Below are 22,957 nucleotides of genomic sequence, written 5' to 3'. Positions count from 1 at the left end.
TCGCCCCGGGACTTGGCCTGCTCGCCGCAGGCACAATGAGATCAAAGGCCCGGACCTGAACACCTCCTCGACCACCCTCTGCTTCACACCAGGACATGGGCTGCACAGGCGGGTGCCCGGTCTTGAATTATAAGGTTGTGACATCAGAGAAACATATTTTTTCAAGACCTGGCAACCGGACCGCTACTTCCCCTCATGCCCTGAAAATAAAGGCCCCCACACCTTTCGGCGTGGGGGCCTTTTTCTTCCCGGGTATCCTGGGAGGAGGCCTTGTGCTAGGCCCTACAGGGAGTCGATCCGTTCTCGGGCATGACCCATTGAAGCTGCCACGATGACGGACTGATTCTCTCTCCGTGATTTTTTACTTTTTGCTTCTCCGCCGGGCCAGGCCAACGCCGGCCAGACCCAAGCCCAGCAAGACGAAGGTGGAAGGTTCAGGAACCGTCGGAGTTGGGGTGTCGGAGAAGGTGCCCGCCTGGATGAAAACGCCGGAATCCCAGTAGGTGTCGCTGGTATCAGCGATGGCGATGTCGATATGATGCTGTCCCTCGGCGAGGGCCAGAGCGGTTGCAGTGAGCACAGTGGTCAAGCCGTCATACTGGGTATTGAAAGCACCGTTGGTGTTGTCCCTGAAGTAGGCCGAGTTCTTGCCATTGTTGACGTTATTGATGCTGACGGGAGTGGACGTGCCGGGTATCAGGGCTATGTTCTTTCCGTCCAAGAAGAAGGCAAAGACGTCGTTATAAGGTGAGCCGACCCACTCGTTGTACTCTTCAGAACCGAAGACGTAGTTGAAGAAGAGGTCCCCTCCTTTAGTGGTGAAGTTGAATGAGAGCACGGAGGCATTGTAGGTGGAATACCCGGGGATCAACGCGTTGAGCGGCGTGTAACCGGGGGCTCCGTTGGAGAGTCCGGCGTTGCCAACGTTGTTAGGCCCTTGAGCGAGCGCAGCGCTCCCGGAGGTAAGCAGGATGCCGCTGGCCATTCCGATGTTTCCGCCATTGGTGAAGGTCCCTGAGGCGGTCGACCCCCCAGAGTAGCTGGCGCTGCCAACCAGAGTGATGCCCGAACCGAGGATGTTTGAGGCCAAGACGTTGGCATCGTTTGTGGTACTCACCGTCAGTGCCTCTGCGCTAGGAACCTGTGTGGCACCAACCATAACGGCAAGCGCCAAAGCTGACATCAATTTCTTGTGTGACTCCATAGTAACCTCCCCTAAAAAGGATTAATTGGCTTAGTGTCAGCAAAAGCGATGCCACCTCTGTATACGGTTGAAATGTGTGGGTTGGGGCTGTTCGCGGCACGTATCTCATAACGAAAAACGTAAAGGTCTCCGACAGCCGCTGACGGAAAATCTTACAGGTTCTAACAAGCGCAGGAGCTCATAAACGCGTTTTAAAGCTTGTCAGATGAACGCAGGGGGGCATACCTAAGATCAGATGATTTCACTCTGTCATGGGGAGGATATGCCGAGACACGCCGAAACGAATTTTGCGTTCTGTTGCAATGGTGGTGAGAATCTGTATGAGAGGGGGTGAAGTCTCGAAGGCACCACCGGATTACCGTGGCACCATCTTTAAGGGGAGATTGGGACTGTCAGCTCCCAGAAAAACAGGTGGGGACGTCTGCGCGATGATGCGCTTCTGACAATGGCATACAAGGGGATGGAGGTCCCCAACTCCTCTTGGCAAGGACCTAGAGTCAGCTCACCATCATCAGAAGCGCGGTCAGCGCAGCAAGAAGATATGACTTCCTTGACCACCCTCTCTGCTACACAAAAGTTCAAGGGCTGCACTCTCCACAACGTAGTGTGACCCGCTGGAGACTGAAGGTCCGGCAGGTGACCGCTAGGCCGCCATGGGCGGTGCCGTCAGGAACTGCAGAACTACTATCGGGCATTCGACGTTGTAGTGGTGCCCTTCGTCTGCGAAATCGGCGATGATCTCGTCGGGCAAGGTGTTGCCGCTCCAGCTGTAGCTCATGGTCAGGTTCACCTCGAAAAGAGCCGTGGCTCGGGCCGGAATACTGAGACCACCGTAGGTCCCATAACTCATGCCGACCGAGATGGACGGGAACAGCTTGCTCGCGGTACCCGCGTCGCCGAATATGGCCCCTCCTGTTGCGGTGAGCTCGGAGAGCACTGACTGGTGCTGCTGCGGATCGCCGCCCATGCGCAACTGCCGTATGTTGCCGCCGGGCGCGAGCGGCAGCCAATAGGCGATCGGAAAGAGATAGGCATCGATGGAGAGCGAGGTGGTGTCTCCGGAGGTGATGCCGGAGTTGGCGTACAGCTCGCACGCGCCGTTGAGCGAGAGTACCGAGAAGCAGTTCACCACTGCTATGAAGTCGCTGGGGTTCTGCCACAGGAAGTAGAAACTGAACTCGCGCTGATCGACCCCCGAATCGTTGTCGAAGGAGTAGACCGGCACATCGAGCTTGATCCGGGCAGAACTGTTCAGGGGCTCGATATGCGAACTGACCAGCGAGATGTCCAGCGGCCATTCCCAGATCAGGAACGGTTTGGTGAGGGAGAGCAGGGAGGAGAGACCGACCGCGGCCTCCTGCGGATGGTTTGCCAGGTAGGCTATGGCCTGTTCCCGCTCGGCAATTGCCCGGTTGAAAGCAGCCCGGCGCGCGGTTGCACCGGCCGCGGCTTCGACTTTCTCGGCTTGAAAGCTGCGCCGCATCTCGTCCTGCTGCTGCGCCAGCATCCTGTCGACGCTCTCCAGGTCCAGGTCCGCCTGTTTGGCGAAGCGGCGCAGCAGTTGTGCGATCTCGCGGTTGGGCGGGCTCGGTTTGCGCTGTGACGAGAGGGTATGTACCTGTTTCGACTGATCGTGCTGCTGTTCCCGTGCTTCTGCCAGCGCACGCTTGAATTCTGAGGGATTGAAGTCGGCCATGCGGCACCTCCGTTGGTTCCCTCCTCACTCAAGCAAACGTAGTTCCACCTGTTACTACTGATAATTCAAGCACGCCGCCAGGTTTCTCTGCAACGCTTTTCCAAAGACGCCCGGAAGCCCCGTCGAGCCAAGGTGGATGTTCGCGTGTGGAAAGTTGCTGCCAGGTGAGTCTTAAAATGTGGTATTGGTGTCCAGGGACTGCAGGCCGCCGGGGTAGCAGGCGGATGGCGGTTCGGAAAGAAAAGCCGGGACAGGATGCCGAGGTGGTGCATGTCAGGAGCAAAGGTTCAGCAGGTCTGCCCCAAGTGTGGCGCGGCACGTCGGGAGGGTGAGGAAAGTTGCCCCGGGTGCGGAGTGGTTTTCGCCAAAATGCGGCCGCGCCGGTCTGAACCTGCTCCGGCCGACCCGTCCGCCCCCGTCTCGATTGCCCAAGACCCTCCCGGTTCCCTGGTCGGCTACGTCCGGGGAGCGTTCCTGGCGCTGCTGGCCTACTACACGTTTCGCCTCCTCTCTCATCCCATCGCCTCCAACTACCTGGGAGAAAGTTTCCTCCACCTGGTAATCCTCCCCTTCCACGAGGCCGGACACGTCCTGTTCTCGCCTTTCGGCAGGTTCCTGCAGGTCGCCGGCGGCACCTTGATGCAGCTAGTGGTCCCCGCGGCGGTGGCCGTATCGTTTCTCAGGCGCCGGGACCCTTTCGCTGCGGCCATCGGTCTCTGGTGGTTCGGAGAAAGCCTTGCGGATGTCGCCCCGTACGTGGACGATGCCCGTGCCGGACAACTGATGCTCTTGGGAGGTGTCACGGGGAGCGAGGTGGAGGATTACCACGACTGGGAGGTCATGCTCGGCCGCCTCGGCATGCTCTCCTGGGATCACACCCTGGGCCGCATCTGCTTCGTGGCGGGAGGTCTCGCCATGGTTGCGGCTTTGTGCGTAGCTGCTGCGACTGTCTGGCGCACGGCGCGAAAAGGGTGATCCTCCCGGCACGAAGCGAACTATTCACTCACGCGTCATTTCTCGCACCAGGAGGGTGGGCTCAATCCAGAGAAATCTTCCCCACTTCCCAGACGTAGAAAACGCAGGGTCCCCACACCATTGCCCCACATTTCTCCCTTCCCTTACGTATTGATTTGACAAGCTAATGAGAAAGTTGGATTATGCCGCCGGAGGCTCGGTTGTGGGCATAACGGGTCAGTTTCTCATGCCCTCTTTTTTGGGCGACACCATGGTCAATCTGCAGAGCCCTATTTGACTCATCCACTTCCCGTGACGGGTTTGCTGGACAAGAATCGTACCGCGGGTAGCGTGGAGGTGGGCCTGGCTGCGTACCGCACGCGGAGGTGTTTGGTTTGAACCGTAACAATGAACCCAGGTTGAACAGGGCACTCTCGCCGATCTCGGACTGGCGGCTTCGGGTAGCCCTTTCCGCCTCGAAAATGGGACTGTGGGATTGGGACCTGCAAACCGGTGCCGTCACCTGGTCTCCGGAAACCTTTGCCCTGGTCGGCTTCCAGGAGTTCGACGGCCGCTTCGACTCCTTCGCAAAACTGGTCCATCCCGAAGATCTTCCCCGCGTCATTGCTCAGGTGGACAGGGCCCTGAGCGAGAGGAGCGAGTATAGCGACGAGTTCCGCATCTTCCGTCCCGACGGACAGGAACGCTGGCTCTGCAACCTGGGACGTCCCACGCTGGATGACAACGGGGAACCGGTGCGGCTTTCCGGCACGGTGCAGGATGTGACGGAGCGTAAGCAAAGCGAGCAGGTCCTGAAAGGGTACGCGCAGCGCCTGATAGTGCTCGAAGAAGAGTTGCGGAAAAAGGTGTCCATCGAACTGCACGACGACATCGCCCAGGAACTTTCGGCTCTGGGGTTCAACCTGGGGCACCTCAGCAAAAACCTCCCCAAGCGGACCAGCGAAAAAGTCCTGTCGGCTCTCGAGGATTCCCGGCGCCTGACCAAGCAGATAAACCGTTCGGTCAGGAACCTGATGGTAGAGTTGCACCCGTTGCCCCTGGAAGAGTTCGGCCTGGTGGGGGCGATTTCCGACTATGCGAACCGCTTCGCGAAACGAACGGGCCTCGCCCTCAGCCTGGAGTTGAGTCCGGTGCTGCCCCGGCTTGCAGCACAGGCGGAGCTTGCCCTGTTCCGGATCACCCAGGAGGCGCTCACCAACGTCCTCAAGCATGCCGCAGCCACCAGCGTTACCATTTCCCTGGGGCGCACGGGCGCTCTGCTGCAGCTCTCCATAAAGGACGACGGCCACGGTTTCCACGCCGAGCGTGCCAGCCGGCAACCCGCCGGTACCGGGTGGGGGATCACCATCATGAGGCAGCGCGCCGCGTTGGCTGGCGGCAGTTTGCGGGTCCAGACCGAACCGGGGGCCGGCACCACCATCATGGTCGAGATGCAGGCCCCCTGACAGGGACCGTAACCAAACCTTCCCGGAAGGCCGCTGCCGGTAATTGGACTTGTCCCTTGGGTGTGCGCCATGGTATCAATGGCCAGACCTGATACTCCCTCTCCCGGCAAAACTCCAGCACCCGATATGACTGAAGATCTTACACTTACCTATCGCCCCATCGGCATCCTGCGCTCACCGTACGCGCGCCGCATCGATGCGCCGCATCAAGCGACCGTCGTCGAAGGCACCGAACGCGGCGAACAGGCCGTGGCAACCCTGGAACTGGAGGAGTGGCTCGACGAGAAGGTGCTGAAGGATCTGGAGGGGTTTCAAAGGCTCTGGCTCATCTTCGCCTTTCACCTGAGCGAAGGGTGGAAGAGCACCGTGAAGCCGCCGCGGGGCGGGCCGCAGCGCGGCGTGCTCGCGACCCGCTCGCCGCATCGCCCGAACTCCATCGGGCTCTCTGCCGTCGAACTGGTGCAGGTGGAGGGGAGGACGCTCACGCTGCGTGGCGTGGACCTTCTGGACGGCACCCCGGTACTCGACATCAAACCGTACGTGCCGTATGCCGATGCCTTTCCTGAGTCGCGGGCGGGGTGGATCGACGAGCTGGATGCGAAGCTCGGTCGCTACTCGGCGCCGGGGCCGCGCAAGCCGAGGTAGCGGGGCAGGGCGCACCGCCCCCGGTCCCCGCTCGCCGGGGAGCTTTCCTCAGTGTGTTCTGGTACCCATCTTCTGCCAGCTTTCCGAAAGGTAGCGTCCCAAAGCCGCATCCGCGTTGAGGATGTGGTTGGCGATCCACTGCTCGAGAAAGTGGATGGTTTTCATGGTGAGGTAGTTAACCGCCTCGCTCGGTTGCTGCAACTCTGACAGCATGGCAGCAAACCGTTTGTGCTCATTCTTGTGGGTCTCGATATCCGGATAGAGCCCTTCGAGCATCCACATCTCTTCCTGTTTGAAATGGTACTCAGCATAATCGGTGAGTTCCTTCAGCGTCCCTCCAAGATCCGACTCCCGTTTCATAAATCCATCGTGGGTCTTACCCAGAAGCTCGATCAGGAACCGGTGGTGCTTGTCGATCTCCGACAACCCCAGCGAAAAACGATCACTCCAGACAATCTTTTCCATTTCTTCCCCCCTCGCAGACCCCTCATCGGCAGGCCGTTATAAAAATTGAGGGCTGTAAGAATATGAAAGGATTGACCTTTTGCACCTATCCCTGGCTAGCGAATTGCTTATCCCCCGGAGGCAAACCTTGGTTGCCACCCAAGGAAAAGGGCCCGCGCAATTTGTTTGCGTGGGCCCTTTGGGTGAAACAGTAGGTGCGTCAGGGAATCAAAGGTCGCTTGCCTGAGAGTCCCTCCCTTTCAGCTTTGGAAAACTAGGTCTGTAGGTTGGCTAAGGTTACCACTGTCACCGTGATGGTGGTGCTTTTCGCGGGATTGGCCACACTGGTGGCGACGACATGATAGGTACCGACGGCAGCCGGGGCGCTGTAAAGCCCGCTATTGGTGATGGTGCCGCCTGCGGCGCCTTCCGAAACACTCCAGATGATACCCGTATTGGCCGAACCGGTCACCTGGGCGCTGAACTGCTGTGTGGTGCTTACCGCCAGGGTGCCACTGCTTGGGAAGACGATCACGCTAACCGTTGGGGTAACCATGGTGCCCGAGAATTTCACCCACCCGCTTCCCCCGGTCTGATTGATGGTCGCTGCAAATGTCCCGGTTCCCAGGTTCAGATTGCCCGTGCCGCTGTCGATGTCCGCCTGAAGGGTTATCAGCCCGTTTGCGGTTATCGAGCCGGAGAAGGTGCCGCTGTCGCTGTTGCTGATGTTTTGATAGGAGCAGTCGGTGAACACGCCGTCGGATCCGATGGTCAGGGTGAAGGTCCCTTTGTCCCCGAAGCTGGTAACGTAGCTTCCCTTGTAGGTTCCGCTATACAGTGCGAAAAGCGACTGGTCCATGTGGCTTGCTGCTACGACGCTGGGAACAAATGCCGGAGTACCGGTGGGGATGAGCGTGCTCATGACGGTGGCGATGTCAGCGTCGAAGGTTGCCGACCCGAAATCGACCTGCGTAAGGTTCGCAGCATTGGTCAAGATGGTGGGGGAGATGATGATGCCGTTTGATGGGTTGCCGTCGTTGTCGAGGGTCATCAGGAAGCGCGTGATGTTGAGGGCCTTTTGTCTTAGGCTCGCATAGTTTGCGTTGGTCGGATCATTGGAGCCCGGTATGAGATCAAGAGGCGTCACGATAGCCTTGCCGCTGAGGGAGCCGAGCACGATGGGGCCGATCGCAAAGGTGACGGGGCTTCCCGGGATGTACTGGAAGGTTCCCCCGGTTCCGGTTGTTTTCCTGACACCGTCGGAACCGTAGTACTGCAATCCCTGCGTCGCGCTGTCTTGGAAGACCCCCGTTTGCGGGCCTTGGGTGGTCACACCCCCGCCTGAACCGCCGCAGCCGGTAAACATGAATCCGAGACACAATGCCAACACTCCCCAAAGCATCCTTTTCATAACTACCTCCTGGGTGAAAGTAAGGTCGAAGGGGCTCGTGTTTCCCTGCAGCTCCAGCGACCTGGCAGCGTAACTTCCGGGGCTTCTATTTTTGTCCCTGATACGCAACAGCCTGAGGTGGCCTAAGGATTTTGTGAAATTGGCATGAGCAATAGGTGCCGAGTCCTGTCTTATCTGCCTCTCACTTCATGAGTTTTCAGGCTTTGAGGATTGTCATTGTTATACTGACTGTCAACATGGCTAAAATTATAAAACAAAAGATAGTAAGTAGTTGTTGAGCTATGATTGCAGTTGTGCAAAACACGATGCTACTAGTTATTGACGCTTTATAAATCCAATGTCGCTAATGAACAATGAATATTTTCCGTAGGACAAAAGTCTACAAAAACCGTTGGCTTTTTGAGAATGATTATTGTGACGGTACAGCTACTGGTATGGATGAGTCGCTGAAGGAAAAGCGGTGAACGGGAGTCGCGAAAGGAAAAGCTGCGGAGGATGGAAGGGACAATGGGGTGGCAGGGGGCGCGGGCGTCCTTTTTGTCCCTTTTCCCGCCCGCAAAAACAAAGCCCGCTGGTCCGAAGACCAGCGGGCTTTTCTGCGTGCAAAAGGTGGCTGCTACAGCCTAGGTCATGTTCCAGAGGAACATTTCCCACATGTCTTTCCAGCTCTTGCCGATTTCGGCGACGACGGAGGGCTCGAATCCGCAGTGCATCATGCACTGGGCGCAACGCGAGTCTTTGCCGACTCCGTACTTCTCCCACTCGGTCTTCTCCATCATCTCCTTGAAGGTCGGATAATGGGCGTCGGTGATCAGGTAGCAGGGGGCCTTCCAACCACGGGTGTTGCGGGTCGGGTTGCCCCACGGGGTGCACTCGAGCTGCTTCTCGCCCTTCAGGAACCTCAGGTACATGGGGGTCGAGTAGAAGCAGAAACGCTTGCTCATCTCGTAGACCTGCTCGAACTTCTTCTGGATCTCGCGACGCTCGAGGAAGAGCTTCTCGCCGACGGCCTCGTAACCGAAACCGGGCGCCACCAGGAAACCATCCACACCCAGATCACGCAGGTGCGAGAAGAGCATCTCGATCTCGACCAGGTCGGTCTCCTTGAAGATGGTGGTGTTGGTGCAGATCCTGAAACCGAGACGCTTTGCCTTCTTGATGGCCTCGATGGCGATCTTGAAGGTTCCCTTGCGCTCGAGAATCCGGTCGTGGGTCTCCTCCATGCCGTCCATGTGAATGTTGAGGATGAAGTTGGGATGCGGCTTCATGTGGTCGAGCGCTTTCTCAAGCAGCAGGGCGTTGGTGCACAGGTAGATGTGCTTGCCGCGCTCCAGGACTGCATCGATCAGCTCATAGATGTGCGGATAGAGAAACGGCTCGCCACCGGTGATGGTGACGACCGGTGCCGGACACTCGTCGACGGAGTCGAGGCACTGCTGCAGGGTCAGCATGTCCTGGATGGTGTCGGCATACTCCCGGATCCTGCCGCACCCCGAACAGGCGAGGTTGCACAGGTGGGTAGGCTCCAGCATAAGCACCAGCGGGTACTTCTCCACCTTGTTCAGCTTGTTTGAGACGATGTACTTGGTCAAATCGTAGTTGAGTCGCATGGGAAAACGCATGTTAAGATCCATCCCCTTGAGTTACTGCAGAAATTTGCTCGGCATTGTGACACAGAAAAACGGGACAAGTCAAAGGGTACGGCCCCTCCCTTTGCCTGTCCCGTGGTGGTTGTTGCTAAACTCCTCGGCTACTTCACCCGCGAAAGCTGCGGCTGGGCAACCTTGCCGGCGCTCAAAAACGCCTCGCAGGTGGCGGCGATTCCGGCGCCGTCAAGCCCGAGATCGGCGCGCAGCTGCGCCTGGCTCCCCTGCTCGATGAACGCATCGGGGATGCCGATCCGCTTCACACGCACTTCGGTGAGCCCCTCGTCGGAGAGGAGCTCGAGCACCGCGGAGCCGAAGCCGCCCATCAGGGCGTTTTCCTCGACGGTGACCAGGACGCCGGTCTTGGCCGCCTCGGCGAGGATCAACTCGCGGTCCAGGGGCTTGACGAAGCGGGCGTTGACCACCGATGCCGAGATGCCGCGCTCGCGCAGCAGGTCGGCGGCCTCGAGGGCCGGGTAGACGGTGGAACCGAGCGCCACGATGGAGACGTCGCTGCCGTTTTCCAAAAGTTCGCCCTTGCCGATCTCGATCGCCTTCAGCTCCTGATCGAGGGTCACGCCGTAGCCGGCGCCGCGCGGGTAGCGCAGGGCGATGGGGCGGTCGTGGTAAACCGCGGTCTTCACCATGTGCTGCAGCTCGTTCTCGTCCTTGGGTGCCATCACGGTCAGCTCGGGAAGATGGCGCAGGTACGAGATGTCGAAGGCGCCGTGGTGCGTCGGGCCGTCGTCACCCACGAGGCCGGCACGGTCGAGCGCCAGGACAACCGGCAGCTTCTGCAGGCAGATGTCGTGAAACACCTGGTCGTAGGCGCGCTGGGTGAAGGTGGAGTAGATGGCGGCCACGGGACGGAACCCCTCGGCGGCCAGGCCGGCTGCGAAGGTGAGGCCATGCTGCTCGGCAATCCCCACGTCGAAGAACCGCTCCGGGAAACGCTTGGCGAACGGGGTGAGGCCGGTACCGTCGGGCATCGCCGCGGTGATCGCCACGACCTTGGGATCTTCCGCCCCCAGTTTCACCAGGGTGTCGCCGAAAACGGCGGTGTAGGACGGCGGTGCCGGCTTGGACGGTGCGCCCGCGGGCTTCACCGGTGCGATCCCGTGGAACTTGTCCGGTGTCAGCTCGGCCGGTTCGTACCCTTTCCCCTTCTTGGTCATCACGTGCAAGAGGATCGGCCCCTCCATGTTCTTCACGTTCTCCAGAACGCTCAGCAGGTTGGGGATGTCGTGCCCCGGGATGGGACCGACGTACTCGAAGCCCAGGGCCTCGAACAGGGTGCCGGGGGTGAGGAACCCCTTGAGGGAGTTCTCGGCCTTTTTCGCGAAGCTCAGGATGTTGCTGCCGATGGCCGGGATGCCCGCCAGGACCCCTTCCATCTCCTTTTTCAGGCTGCGGTAGTAGCCGCCGGTCATCTTGCGGGAGATGAAGGAGGAGAGGGCGCCCACGTTCTTCGAGATGGACATCTCGTTGTCGTTCAGGACGACGATCAGGTTCTTTCTCAGGTGCCCCGCCTGGTTCAGCGCCTCGAAGGCCATGCCGCCGGTGAGCGAGCCGTCCCCGATCACCGCGATGGCGCGGGCGGAGTCCTTGGCGAGGCTGTGCGCCACGGCCATGCCGAGGCCGGCCGAGATGGAGGTGGAGGAGTGGCCGGCGCCGAAGGCGTCGTGCTGGCTTTCCGAGCGTTTCGGGAAGCCGCTGATCCCTTTGTAGCAGCGCTGCGTGTGGAACTTGTCACGCCGCCCGGTGAGGATCTTGTGGGTGTAGGCCTGGTGGCCGACGTCCCAGATGATCTTGTCCTTGGGGGAATCAAAGCAGTAGTGCAGCGCGATGGTCAGCTCGACGCACCCCAGGTTGGAGGCGAGGTGCCCGCCGGTCTTGGTGACGGTCTCCAGCAAAAAGGCGCGGACCTCGTCGGCCAGTGTGGAGAGCTCCTCTTCGGTCAGCTTCTTCAGGTCGCCTGGTTGGTTGATTTTGCTGAGATATTTGTACATGGATCTCCTTTCGAGAACCCCGCAACACCGGGAAGCAGTTCTAGGTTCTACGTTACAGGTCTACGTAAAAAACTAAAACCGCTCTTGGTGTTGTTTCCGCCCGGCATGCGTTCTACACCATTGTAGAGGGCAGCCGGGACGTACTACCAAAACTGACTTTAGGTTGAAAACCGAAGACGAAGGATGCTTCGGTTGGGTAGTCGAGAGACAGTGTGCCCCATCCCCACCCCGCCCCTCCCCTTGCAGGGGAGGGGGAGCTTTTGCGAGCGGAGATTGGCGTTAACAAAAAACAGGTTCTACATGCCACTTATTATGTTCCAGGTTAAGACTGAACCTGATTGTGCGGATCTTCCGCCGCTGCGTCCCTCCCCCTTCAAGGGGAGGGGGAGCTTTTGAGAACGGAGATTGGCGCCAATGGAAACACAGGTGCTACGTCGCCTCGCTGTTGGCTTACTTCGCGTAGCCGTGGCTGCGAAACCAGGCTACGGCGCGCTCCAGCGACTCCTTTACCGGGCGCTGGGGGAGCCCCAGGTCGCGCACGGCCTTTGCGGAATCAAAGAACATGAACTTGGCCGCCATCTGCACCCCGGCAAGCGGAATGAGCGGCTCCTTGCCGGTTAACGCCGAGATCCCCTGGTTCAGATACGCCGCCCAGAGGATGGGGCGGTAGGGGAGCTTGACCCTGGGCGCCTTGAGCCCGGTCACCTCGGAGAGGAGCTGGAAAATCTCGGCAAGGGTCAGGTTCTGGTTCCCCAGGATGTACTTCTCGCCGACTTTCCCTTTTTGCGCCGCCAGGATATGACCGCGGGCGCAGTCCTCGACATCGAGGATGTTCAGGCCGCTATCAAGATAGGCGGGCATCTTGCGGTTTAAAAAGTCGACGATGATCTTTCCGGTCGGCGTCGGCTTGATGTCCCGGGGACCCACGGGGGTCGAGGGGTTCACGATCACCAGGGGAAGCCCCTTGGACAGGAACTCCTCGGCGGCACGCTCGGCCAGAAATTTGCTCTTCTTGTAGTCCCCCACCATGTCGGCGAAGCTGACGGGGGTGGTCTCGTCGCCGGGACGGCCGTCACCGGGATTTCCCAGGGTGCCGACGCTGCTCGTGTAGACCACCTTCTCCACCCCGGCATCGAGTGCCGCACCGAGGATGTTGCGGGTCCCCCCCACGTTCGCCTCGTACATCGAGGCGGGGTTCCTGGTCCAGAGCCGGTAGTCGGCGGCGGCGTGGAACAGGGTCTGGCAGCCGGCCAGGCCGCGACCCAGGGCGCCCCGGTCGCTTAAGTCCCCTTCCCATAGCTCGACGTCGAGCCCTTCCAGGTTGCGGCGGTCCGAACCCGGCCGGGCCAACACGCGCACCTCGCAGCCGTCCTTTAAAAGCTCGCGGGCGATGCTCGCCCCCAGAAAACCGGTGGCGCCGGTAACAAAAGCCTTCATCCCCGTTCCCGCGTCAGTTCGCAACGCCGGTCTGCGCGCGGTAGGTCCCCAGGGCCATGAGCGGGAAGCAGTTGCGGTAGATGTGGTACTTGATCATGAAGTACTTCGGGAAACCGGTGCCGGTGTACTGGGTCTCGTCCCAGGTGCCGTCCAGTTTCTGGGTGCTGAGCAGGTACTGAATGCCGCGCGCCACGGTGGACGAATTGGCTTCGCCGGCAGCCATCAGGGCCAAAAGGGCCCAACCGGTCTGCGACGGGGTGCTCTCGCCCATCCCCATGAGGGTGCGGTCGTGGTAGGACTCGCAGGTCTCGCCCCAGCCGCCGTCGATGTTCTGGCGCGACTTGATCCAGTTCACCGCCTTCTTGATGTAGGGCTGCTCCAGGTCCTCGCCGATGGCGGAGAGGCCGCACAGAACGCTCCAGGTACCGTAGAGGTAGTTGACCCCCCAGCGTCCCCACCAGGGACCCTCGGGCTCCTGGTTCTTCTTCAGGAACTCGATGGCGCGGGTGGCCGCCGGGAATTCGAGCGGGTAGCCGAAGGTCCCCATCAGTTCGAGCATGCGCCCGGTGAGGTCGGCGGTCGGCGGATCGATGTTCGCCTCGAGGTCGGCAAAGGGGATCTTGTTCAACAGGTACTTGGTGTTGTCCTTGTCGAAGGCGCCCCAGCCGCCGTTTTTGCTCTGCATCCCCAGGCACCAGTCGATGCCGCGCTTGATGGCGCCGTTCATCGACTTTCTGTCTTTGACCTGGATCCCCTTGAGCGCGATCATCACGAACCCGGAGTCGTCCACGTCGGGGTACCAGTCGTTTAAAAACTCGAAGGCCCAGCCGCCGGGCTCCAGGTTCGGCGCCTTGATCTTCCAGTCGCCGGGCTTGCGCACTTCCTTGTCCAGGAGCCACTGGGCGCCTTTCACGAGGGCCGGGTGGTCGGCAGGAACGCCGGAGTCGACCAGCGCCTTCAACGCCAGCGCGGTATCCCAGACCGGCGAGATGCAGGACTGCAGCACCAACTCGTCCTCGGTCTCGATGCAGAAGTTGGCGAGTGCCTCCATCCCTTTCACCATGACCGGGTGGTCGTTCGCGTAGCCACGGACGTTGAGCGCCAGGATGGCGTTCAGCATGGCGGGCTGGATGCCGCCCCAGTCACCGGTGTGCTCCTGGTGCTCGAGGACCCACTGTTCCGCGGCGGCCAGCGCCTTGTTCTTGAAGGGACGGATAGGGCTCGACTCGTACACCTTGAGCATGTGGTCCACGCCGATGAAGAAGTTCTTCCAGGTGAGGATGCCGTCTTCCTTGGTGAAGGTGTGGTCGATGGGGCGCGGCGGCCGCAAGTAGAGTTCCTGGATCCGGGAGGCCGGCGGGAGCTTCTTCACCGGGCGCTTTTCCATGACGATGGAGAGCGGGATGATGGTGGCGCGGGCCCAGCTGGAGAACTCGTACATGTTCAGGTAGGCCCAGTTGGGGAGCAGGGTGAGCTCCACCGGCATGGAGGGCACGCCGAACCAGGCGAACTCGCCGAAGAGCGCCAGGAAGATCTTGGTGAATACGCGGGTCTTGATGATGCCGCCCTGCTCGAGGATGAAGGCGCGCGCCTTCTCCATGGCCGGGTGCTCCGCCGGGTAACCGGCGAGTTTCAGGGCGAAATAGGCCTCGACGGTGGTGGAGATGTCACCGGGGCCGCCGAAGTAGATGGTCCAGGAACCGTCCTCGGTCTGCTTGGAGAGGAGGTAGTTTGCCATCTTGCGCTGCTTTTCGTGATCCACCATTCCCAGGAAGTGGAACAGCATCACGTACTCGGCAGTAATAGTGACGTTCGATTCTAGCTCAGCCCACCAGTACCCCTTGGGGAGCTGCTCTCTGAAGAAGAAGTCGCGGCTCGCCTCAATGGCAACGTCGAGGGGGCTTTTGGATTTTCCCTGTTTGCTCTTCCAGATGGACGCCGGCAGGTGATGCACTTTGCCACCCTGCTGCTGGCTGGCCGGCTGCTCCGTTTCGGCAGTGTTACCGTTAAATGAAGTCAGTGCGTGCGATATGGGGTACTTATAGGGGGAGGTCACCACAAACTCCTTTGATCATTGCAGATTAGCTGAGTGTAACCATTATGCTGTTTGTTACAAGCTGTGAGACATACCATATTTTAAGAGAAAGGTACACCCCTTTTTGTCGATAATTCGGAATTTTGCTAATTAAAATCAAGGTTTGCTGCACTTTCCTTGATTTCTCGGGACCCGGTGTGATAGGTTCGCCTGACAAAAATGAAACCGACCATGAGACCTCCTATGAATACGACTCCGCAAAAGCGCGGCCTTTTGTTTTCGCTCGCCTCCGGCCACCCCTGGCTCGTCCTCGTCATCGCCCTGATCCTCTCCGGGCTTTCCCTTTGGTTCACCGCCGAGCGCATGGAGTTTCTCACCGGGCGCGACGACCTGATGCCCAAGAACACCCAGTTCAACCGCGATTTCAAGACCTGGCGCGCCGAGTTCGGCGACATGGAAGACATCGTGGTGGTCATCGAGAGTCAGGACGCCGAGCGCGCCGGTGCCTTCGGGAGCCGGCTCTACCAGGAACTGGCCCAGGACAAGAAGGTCTTCGCCGACGTCTTCTACCCGTTTGCGCTCCCCTTCTTCCAGAAAAACGGCCTCATGTTCATGTCGCTCGACGAACTGAAGGAGCTGCACCGTAACCTGAGTCTCGCCGCACCGGTACTGAAGGAGCTCTCCGCCGAACCCAAGGTCTCCACCCTGTTCACCCATCTCACCAAGCGGATGGACGGCTACGTGGCCGGGAAACAGGACGAGTTGCCGGGGCTGGTGTTCATGCTGGACAAGCTGGGTGCCGGTTTCACGACGTTCGGCGGCGGCAAGGGGGCGCCCCCCTCGCTGGAAAGCGTGTTCATGAACTCCAATTCTTCCTTCGCCAAGGCGGGGCAGCAGCAGATCCTCACCGTGCTGCCGGTCAGAAACAGTACCGGTTTCGTACCGGCGGTCGCGGCGATCGCCAAGGTGCGCGCCGAGATCACCAAGCTGAAAGCGCTCCCCGAGTTCAAGGGGGTGAAGGCGGGACTCACCGGTTCGCCGGTTCTGGAAAACGAGGAGATGGCAACCAGCCAGAAGGACATCTCGCTCGCGACGGCCGTCTCGCTGGCGCTCACCGTGGTGCTGCTGCTGTTGGCCTTCAGGGGTGTCCTCAACGTGATCGCGGCCATGGTGTCCCTGCTCGTGGCGATCTCGCTCTCGTTCGGTTTTGCGACCTTGGCGGTCGGCCACCTGAACATCCTCTCCATGGTCTTCGCCATCATGCTGATCGGCATCGGCATCGAGTACGGAATCCAGGTGGTCTTGCGCTACCAGGAGGAACTGCGCCTGGGAGCCCCCGAGCTGGAGGCGATCGGCACCGGCGTGAACCGCAACGTCTGGGCGATCGTCATGGCGGCGGCCACCGTTGCCGCGGCGTTTCTCACCTTCGTCTTCACCGATTTCCGCGGCATTGCGGAACTGGGGATCATCGCCGCGGGGGGCGTCGCCATCTGCGTCGCGATCACCTTCACCGTGCTCCCCGCCATGCTGGTCCTCCTGGCGCGCTTCCGGAAGCCGAAGCAGCTAAAGCCGCTCAAACCGGCCGACGGCGGGATCTTGAACCCGATCTTCGGGCACCCGAAGGCGGTCATCGTGCTCACCGCGCTTGGCTGCCTGGCCTCACTCTATCCCCTTTCGCACATCGCCTTCGATTACAACCTGATGAACCTGCAGGCGAAGGGGCTCGAGTCGGTCACCTACGCCTACAAGCTCATGCGCAGCAAGGAAAACGCGGGCTACTTCGCGGCGGTCACGGCCAACACCCGCGAGGAGGTGGCGGCGAAGACCAAGGCGCTGGAGGCCCTTCCCGCGGTGGATCACGTGGTGAGCATCGACAGCTTCGTGCCGGACCACCAGAAAGAGAAGCTCGCCGAGCTGGCGGCGATCCGGCAGGAACTCTCCGGCATCAACCCGGGAAAATACGAGGAAGAACTCTCGCTCATGGAGCTTCCCACCGTGTTCGAGAACTTCCGCAACTCGACCCTGAAGTTGAAGGAGAAGCTCGAGGCGGAAAAGCGTCCCGAGGCGAAGCCGGTGGGGAACTTCCTCGCCATCCTGGACAAGTTCTTCGCGGGGCTCGAGAAGGAGAAGGACAAAAACGCGGTGGGGATGCTCTCCGACTTCCAGGGGGGGATGTTCCGCGACCTCCCGGACAAGATCGGGCTCTTGAAGGAGAGCCTGAACGCCTCCCCGATCTCCGACGCCGACATCCCGCCCGAGCTGCGGGCGCGCTTCGTGGGGAAGACCGGGAAGTTCATGCTGCAGGTGGCGCCCAAGGGCGAGATCTTCGACCTGAAGCCGCTGAAAAACTACCTGGACCAGGTGCGCAGCGTGGACCCGCATGCGACCGGCGAGCCCGTCATGGTCTACGAGTCGATGACCATCATGCGCGACGCCTACCGGATGGCCTTCATCTACGCCTTTGCGGCGATCGTCGGGATCCTCCTGGTCACCTTCCGCAGCATCAAGTTCACCCTGATCGGGCTGGTGCCGCTGGTGGTGGGTGTACTCTTCATGGTTTCCGGGATGTACCTCTTCGGGATCAGCTTCAACTCGGCGAACATCATCGTGATGCCGCTGGTTTTGGGGATCGCGGTCGATTCGGGGATCTACATCATCAACCGCTTCCGCCGCGAGGAGGGGAGTGCCGCCTCGGTGGTGATGAGCAGTACCGGTGTGGGCGTACTTTTGAACACCCTCACCATCATGGCGAGTTTCGGCGCGCTCATGGTGGCGCACCACCAGGGGGTCTTCAGCATCGGCGCGGTGATGTCGCTCGGGATGGTCGCCTGCCAGATCGCCTTCATGGTGACCTTGCCGGCGGTCCTCACCCTGGCCGGAAAGAAGTAGCATGGGAAGGCCCGAGAGCCTGCGCGGCGCCGTGCCGCTGGCGCATTTCTACCTGCGGGAGCGGGTGCGCGAGGGTGACCGGGTGCTGGACGCCACCTGCGGCAACGGCCAGGACACGCTTTTCCTGGCGGAGCTGGTAGGGGAGGGGGGCGAGGTCTGGGCCTTGGACGTGCAGCCGCGGGCGATTGCGGCGACCGCTGAGTTGCTTGAGCGCCACGGGCTGTCCGGGCGGGTCCGGTTGGTTGAGACCGGGCACGAGCGCCTGGGTGAGCTGGTTTGCGGGGAGCTTGCCGCGGCGGTGTTCAACCTGGGGTATCTTCCCGGTGGGGATGCGGCGCTGGTCACCGTTGCCGAGAAGAGCGTGGCGGCACTGGAGCAGGCGGCCGGGCTCCTGAAGCCGGGCGGCATTCTGACCGTGGCGCTCTATACCGGGCATGAAGGTGGTCCCGAAGAGGCGGGTGCGGTGGAATCCTGGGCGGCGGGTTTGTCGCCGAGAGAGTTCAACGTCTGGACCTGCCGCCAACTGAACCGCCCCCCGGTAGCACCGTATCTGGTTTTCGTGGAAAAGGTGCGCTGATTGCAGTCTGTACAAAGGATCCGATGTTCAAGCATATTCTGCCATTTCTCATAACCGCACCGGCGCTGGCGTATTCGGCTATCACGCTTTTTTGCGGGCGCAGTTTCTTCACCGAGCGCACGAAGCTTCCCGACTTCACCCCGCCGGTCAGTATCCTCAAACCGGTGAAGGGGATGGACGGGGAGAGCTTCGAAAACTTCGCCTCGTTCTGCCGACAGGACTACCCAAACTACCAGATCGTCTTCGCGGTCGCCTCGGATAGCGACCCGGTAATCCCGGTGCTCAAGCGGGTCCAGGAGACTTTCCCGGAGCGCGACATCGAGCTGGTCATCGATCCCCGCGTTCACGGAGCGAACTACAAGGTCTGTAACCTGATGCACGCTCATACCCGGGCGAAACACCCGTTCCTCATCGTCTGCGACAGCGACATCCGGGTCACACCGAGTTACCTGCGCGAGGTGCTGGCTCCCTTTGCCGATCCCGGGGTCGGGCTGGTCACCTCGCTCTACCGCACCTCGGGCGCGCGCGGCGTCGGCTGCGCCATCGAGGCGCTCGGCTTTTCCTGCGAGATGGTCCCGAACGTAATGGCGGCGCTCAAGCTGGAGGGGCTCAGCTTCGCGCTGGGGGCGTCGATGGCGGTGCGCCGCGAGGCACTGGAGAAGATCGGCGGCTTCGAGGCGCTGGTCGACTACCTTGCCGACGACTACCAGCTGGGCAACATGACGTTCCGTGCCGGCTACCGTCTGGAGCTTACCCGCTACTGTGTCGAGAGCATCATGAAGGGGAGCGAGAGTGTCAAGGAGGTGCTGGTGCGCCAGCTGCGCTGGGGACGCACCATGCGGGTCTCGCGCCCCGGCGGCTACCTCGCCTCGGGAATAACCCTCCCCTTTCCGGGAGCGCTCCTGGCACTCGTGGTTTCCGGCTGCTCGGCGGCGGGGTGGGGGGCTGCGGCGCTCCTCTACCTGGTGCGCTCGGCGGTCTGCCTCACCTACAGTCGGGGCTTTCTGAAGGATCTCCTTTTGCCGCGCTGGCTGTGGCTTTTGCCGCTGCGCGACGCGCTCTCTTTCGGGGTCTGGTTCCTGTCGCTCTTCGGGAGCCGGGTTATCTGGCGCGGGCACCTCTTCCAGCTTTCCAAGGGGGGGAAGATCGTGGAGGTGGAGTCGTAGGGAAGGGCGGATCTTGAGGCAGGGGAAGGCAAATCCCCCCTGTCCCCCCTTCGCAAAGGGGGGACGTGAGGTCAATTGCGGTGCTTCGTGGTATACGCATCTCGAGGGAGGCGGATCAGGTTAAACCTAGTAGCAATACACAGAAAGGGGACGGGCACCTTTGGGAGGTCTGTCCCCTTTTTTATTTCTCTGCAGGATCTATTTGCGGAACAGCCAGAGGATGAAGGAGAGGACTACGGAGACGATGATGCTGGTGGCGAGTGGGAAGTAGAAGGTGAAGTTCTCCCGCTTGATGTAGATGTCGCCGGGCAACCGGCCAAGCCAGGGGAGCTTTCCGGCGAAATTGAACAGGACGCCAACGGCGGCGATCACCAGCCCTATGACTATGAGGGACTTCCCCAGGGAGGGCATCTAAGGGTACCTCGCCAAAAGGCGCAAAAAAAAGAGCAAAAACTACTGATCGCCGCAAAGACGCAAAGGACGCTAAGAAGGCAACTTCTTTTCTCTTGCCGGCCTCTGGCGTTAACGTGTGAGGCCGAACCAGTTGTGCGGTTGTCGTTCCAGGTGTTCCTTTGCGTTTTTTGCGTCTTTGCGGTGAAATGTTTTTGCCGTTTGTCGTTGACCGGGCGCTTCGCTACGATCCCTTTTTCTTCTTGGCGTAGCGGTCCTTCTCGCTGTAGATGCAACCGCAGTACTTCTGACGGTAGAGACCCATATCCTTGGAGAGGTCGATCCCTTCCTGCCAGCCGCGCCGGAAATCGTCGTGGTAGAACTTCACGCCGTAGCGCTCACCCAATTCCTCACCGTAGGCCCGGATCAGCTCCTGGTTCTGATACCTGCTGTAGAGTAGCGTTGAGGAAAAGTGCGGGAAGCCGAGTTCCGCAGCACTCTTCGCGGTCTCCTCGAGCCGGGAGCGGTAGCAGTAACCGCAGCGCGCCGCCGGCTGACCCGCCACGTTTTCCAGGAACTCCTCGAGCCGATACTCGTCACGGTAGATCACCTTGAGCTCCACCATCTCGGCATAGCTCTTCACCGCGTCGCGGCGCAGCTTGTACTCGGTGTAGGGGTGGATGTTGTGGTTGAAGAAAAAACCGGTCACCTCGATCCCGCCGGAACGCAGTTCCTTCACCGGGTAAACGGCGCACGGCCCACAACAGATGTGCAAGAGTAGTTTCATGGACGGTTCTCTGGTGGTTGAAAAAGGGAGCCCCGCGCCAGGGCGGGCGGGGCTCTGTGGTCGGATTACTCGAAGACGTGCCGAGTGTACCAGGTTTTGCGGTTTGCCGCCAGCCTAGGGGCGCTCGGGGGTGTTCCAGGCGCCGCACTTGGCAGCCGCTATTGCCGGGTCGGCGTCGGTGGCGCTACGGCTCCACCCCACCAGGTAGAGCATCGCCTCGCTGGTGCCGCTCGCGATGGTGCTGATGACGTACTTGCTGATGCCGTTGGTGGTGGAGTCGAACACGCTGTCGTAGGCCTTGGCTCCCTTGGTGAATTTTCCGTAGACCGGGTTGGTCAGCGCGCTCCCCGCACCGCTCACGGTCTGGGCGGTGTCGCCGGAGGAGCGGTTCATGATGCCGTCGTCGATGAAGTCGATGGAGTCGTAGAGCAGGCGCCGCGAGTAGCTGCGGGCGTGGGCGAAGGCTGCCGGATCCTTGCTCAACAGCTGGATGTTGAAGCAGGCACCCATCAGTTTCTTGCCGTTACGGGTGCCGGCGATGGTCCAGTCCTTCACGGCGCTGGTCGAGCTGTGTGCCTGCCCCCCGACGAAGAAGTACGGGTAGAGGGCCGGGTCGTACTCGATGTTGTAGTTTGTTTTCAGCAGGTAGACGGCCAGGGCCAGGGTCGAGTCGAAGGCCTCGGCCTGCGGCTCGAGGAACACGCTCCGGAAGTTCGCCGCGCTAAGGGGGACGGTGTTCTCGGACGGGTGGCAGTTGGTGCAGAGCTGGTTGTAGGCATTGTCGTCGATCTTCAGGCTGTGGCCGTTTGCCGCACGAACCGTGACACCGCTGACGTTGAGGTGGCAGGTGACGCAGGGGCCGTTACTGTCCGCGACACCCGGCACGAAGAAGGACGGTTTGTGGGAGTCGTTGTTGATCCGGGTGGTGCCGAGGTTACGGTGGGTGCTCGTGGTGCCGCCGACCATCCCGCCCGGCGTCGAGACGCTGTCCGGGGAGAGCGACTTGCCGTAGGTCGAGGAACCGATCACCGCGCTGGCGGAAGTGAAGCCGGTGAAGCCCCCCTGCATGTACATGAGCCCTGCCGCAGCGAGGTAGTGCGGGTTCACGAAGCCGGCATTGCTGAAATCGGCGATCGCGTCGAGCGAATGGCCGCTCTCGCGCCCGGAGTGACAGGGGATGCAGAGGTTGGTCTCGCCGACGTTGGGGAACCCGGCCAAGGCGCTGCCGTCATACCCCTTGTACGGGGCGGTGAAGGCGGGCACCTTGCGGGTGCTGTTCTTGAAGTCGTAGCTTGCGTGACAGGCGTCGCAGGCCAGAAGCTGGCGCGAGCCGTCGCCGGTACCCGCGGCGGTCGTGGGGACGGTGAAGTTGCTGGTCACAAAGGCTACGTAGCCGGTGGAGGTGTGGCAGCGGCTGCAGAGGGCCCGGCTGGCGATGGTGAAATCGTAGTTGGTCCAGGCGACGCCCCGGGGGTTGCCGTGCTGGGAAGCTGCCCAGGCCTGGTGCTGCGGGGTGACGGTGTTCAGGTGCGGGTTGTGGCAGGCCCGGCAGTTGCCCGCGTAGCGCCCGTTCACAAACGAGGCCCGCACCGCCTGTCCCTTCACGGTGGCGCTCGAGTAGCCGAAATGCTGGGGCGCTTTCACCATCATGATGTCGGTGGGGTGGGCCGTGCCGTGGCACTTGAGGCACTTTCCGGAACTGTCCGGATTCTTGGTGACCTCTCCGGTGCCGCCGCCGTGGCAGACGCTGCAGGAATCCTTGGGATGGTTGGAGGGGGGCTCGTGACAGTCGGCACACCCGGCGCCGTTGTTGAGGTTGTGGGCGGAGGCGCGCCACTCGTCGGCGATCAGGGCGCCGGTACCCGGCGAGACCGCTCCGCCGTGGCACTTGATGTCCATGCAGGTCGCAGAGGCGGCGGCCTTGCTCACGGTTTCCGCAGAACCGGAGTTGCCGCCAGCACCGCAACCGGCCAACAGGGCAAGGGAAATTGCACCAAAAACAAGACTCACAAGTCGCATGACACGGCCCTCCGGATATTTTGCGGCTCTTTATAGCATTTCCGTGAGAAAAAATGTAGAAAAAATGAGCGTTGATTCACTCCGTATACCAGATTCCTATCTCTCATTGTTTTGTTAAGTTGACTTCACATCGTCAATATTGTATTAAACCGTATCCGCTTTTGGATCTCTGTCATCATTGC

Annotated in this window: 17 protein-coding genes; 6 read left to right on the top strand and 11 right to left on the bottom strand. The window is 60.8% G+C overall.

Annotation, left to right across the window (positions count from 1 at the left end; genetic code table 11):
- Window positions 1-361 precede the first annotated feature (361 nt).
- Together H7688_RS22635 and H7688_RS09615 are read right to left on the bottom strand one after the other, a co-directional pair.
- Window positions 362-1,204 carry a choice-of-anchor L family PEP-CTERM protein gene (locus tag H7688_RS22635; protein WP_246329766.1) on the bottom strand — a complete coding sequence of 281 codons (843 nt, stop codon included), beginning with the start codon at window positions 1,202-1,204 and terminating at the stop codon, window positions 362-364.
- 643 nt (window positions 1,205-1,847) lie between these two features.
- Window positions 1,848-2,900, bottom strand: coding sequence for a hypothetical protein (locus H7688_RS09615; RefSeq protein WP_183360854.1), 1,053 nt, complete (start codon window positions 2,898-2,900; stop codon window positions 1,848-1,850).
- Between the two features lie 270 nt (window positions 2,901-3,170).
- Between H7688_RS09615 and H7688_RS09610 the strand changes: the two genes are divergently transcribed.
- The 3 genes from H7688_RS09610 to tsaA all read left to right on the top strand — a co-directional run bounded on the left by H7688_RS09610 (window position 3,171) and on the right by tsaA (window position 5,965).
- Window positions 3,171-3,875, top strand: coding sequence for a zinc ribbon domain-containing protein (locus H7688_RS09610; RefSeq protein WP_183360852.1), 705 nt, complete (start codon window positions 3,171-3,173; stop codon window positions 3,873-3,875).
- 374 nt (window positions 3,876-4,249) lie between these two features.
- The gene (locus tag H7688_RS09605; protein WP_183360850.1) at window positions 4,250-5,320 is read left to right on the top strand and encodes a sensor histidine kinase; all 1,071 of its coding nucleotides are present in this window, start codon (window positions 4,250-4,252) and stop codon (window positions 5,318-5,320) included.
- A 126-nt stretch (window positions 5,321-5,446) separates the two neighbouring features.
- Complete coding sequence (tsaA, locus tag H7688_RS09600) at window positions 5,447-5,965, top strand: tRNA (N6-threonylcarbamoyladenosine(37)-N6)-methyltransferase TrmO (RefSeq protein WP_183360849.1); 519 nt, start codon at window positions 5,447-5,449, stop codon at window positions 5,963-5,965.
- 48 nt (window positions 5,966-6,013) lie between these two features.
- On the opposite strand, the gene H7688_RS09595 is transcribed toward tsaA, so the two are convergent.
- The 6 genes from H7688_RS09595 to shc form a co-directional block, all read right to left on the bottom strand.
- Window positions 6,014-6,430 (bottom strand): bacteriohemerythrin, encoded by a 417-nt coding sequence (locus H7688_RS09595; RefSeq protein ID WP_183360848.1) that lies wholly within the window; start codon window positions 6,428-6,430, stop codon window positions 6,014-6,016.
- Between the two features lie 253 nt (window positions 6,431-6,683).
- Window positions 6,684-7,820 carry a hypothetical protein gene (locus H7688_RS09590; protein WP_183360847.1) on the bottom strand — a complete coding sequence of 379 codons (1,137 nt, stop codon included), beginning with the start codon at window positions 7,818-7,820 and terminating at the stop codon, window positions 6,684-6,686.
- Between the two features lie 623 nt (window positions 7,821-8,443).
- Entirely contained in the window at window positions 8,444-9,442 is a 999-nt protein-coding gene (gene hpnH, locus H7688_RS09585) for an adenosyl-hopene transferase HpnH (RefSeq protein ID WP_183361039.1), read from the bottom strand.
- Between the two features lie 128 nt (window positions 9,443-9,570).
- On the bottom strand, window positions 9,571-11,475 hold the full coding sequence (gene dxs, locus H7688_RS09580) for a 1-deoxy-D-xylulose-5-phosphate synthase (RefSeq protein ID WP_183360846.1): 1,905 nt from the start codon (window positions 11,473-11,475) through the stop codon (window positions 9,571-9,573).
- 450 nt (window positions 11,476-11,925) lie between these two features.
- Window positions 11,926-12,912 carry a hopanoid-associated sugar epimerase gene (gene hpnA / locus H7688_RS09575; protein WP_183360845.1) on the bottom strand — a complete coding sequence of 329 codons (987 nt, stop codon included), beginning with the start codon at window positions 12,910-12,912 and terminating at the stop codon, window positions 11,926-11,928.
- Between the two features lie 13 nt (window positions 12,913-12,925).
- Window positions 12,926-14,968, bottom strand: coding sequence for a squalene--hopene cyclase (gene shc / locus H7688_RS09570; protein ID WP_183360844.1), 2,043 nt, complete (start codon window positions 14,966-14,968; stop codon window positions 12,926-12,928).
- Window positions 14,969-15,190: 222 nt separating this feature from the next.
- On the opposite strand from shc, the gene H7688_RS09565 reads away from it, so the two are divergent.
- The 3 genes from H7688_RS09565 to hpnI are packed head-to-tail and all read left to right on the top strand — an operon-like array spanning window position 15,191 to window position 19,579.
- Window positions 15,191-17,836 (top strand): MMPL family transporter, encoded by a 2,646-nt coding sequence (locus H7688_RS09565; RefSeq protein WP_183360843.1) that lies wholly within the window; start codon window positions 15,191-15,193, stop codon window positions 17,834-17,836.
- Window position 17,837: 1 nt separating this feature from the next.
- Window positions 17,838-18,413 (top strand): tRNA 5-(aminomethyl)-2-thiouridylate-methyltransferase MnmM, encoded by a 576-nt coding sequence (gene mnmM, locus H7688_RS09560; RefSeq protein ID WP_183360842.1) that lies wholly within the window; start codon window positions 17,838-17,840, stop codon window positions 18,411-18,413.
- A gap of 23 nt (window positions 18,414-18,436) precedes the next feature.
- Entirely contained in the window at window positions 18,437-19,579 is a 1,143-nt protein-coding gene (hpnI, locus tag H7688_RS09555) for a bacteriohopanetetrol glucosamine biosynthesis glycosyltransferase HpnI (protein ID WP_183360841.1), read from the top strand.
- 198 nt (window positions 19,580-19,777) lie between these two features.
- On the opposite strand, the gene H7688_RS09550 is transcribed toward hpnI, so the two are convergent.
- From H7688_RS09550 to H7688_RS09540, 3 genes are all read right to left on the bottom strand, one after another.
- Complete coding sequence (locus tag H7688_RS09550) at window positions 19,778-19,990, bottom strand: DUF2905 domain-containing protein (RefSeq protein ID WP_183360840.1); 213 nt, start codon at window positions 19,988-19,990, stop codon at window positions 19,778-19,780.
- Window positions 19,991-20,213: 223 nt separating this feature from the next.
- Complete coding sequence (locus H7688_RS09545; protein ID WP_183360839.1) at window positions 20,214-20,756, bottom strand: epoxyqueuosine reductase QueH; 543 nt, start codon at window positions 20,754-20,756, stop codon at window positions 20,214-20,216.
- A 114-nt stretch (window positions 20,757-20,870) separates the two neighbouring features.
- Window positions 20,871-22,766 (bottom strand): multiheme c-type cytochrome, encoded by a 1,896-nt coding sequence (locus H7688_RS09540; protein ID WP_183360838.1) that lies wholly within the window; start codon window positions 22,764-22,766, stop codon window positions 20,871-20,873.
- Between the last annotated feature and the right edge of the window lie 191 nt (window positions 22,767-22,957).

The organism is Geomonas limicola, from assembly GCF_014193675.1.
In the GTDB taxonomy this organism is placed as follows: domain Bacteria; phylum Desulfobacterota; class Desulfuromonadia; order Geobacterales; family Geobacteraceae; genus Geomonas; species Geomonas limicola.
Note: the sequence above shows the minus strand (reverse complement) of the source record. Positions and strands in the feature narration are given on the sequence as shown.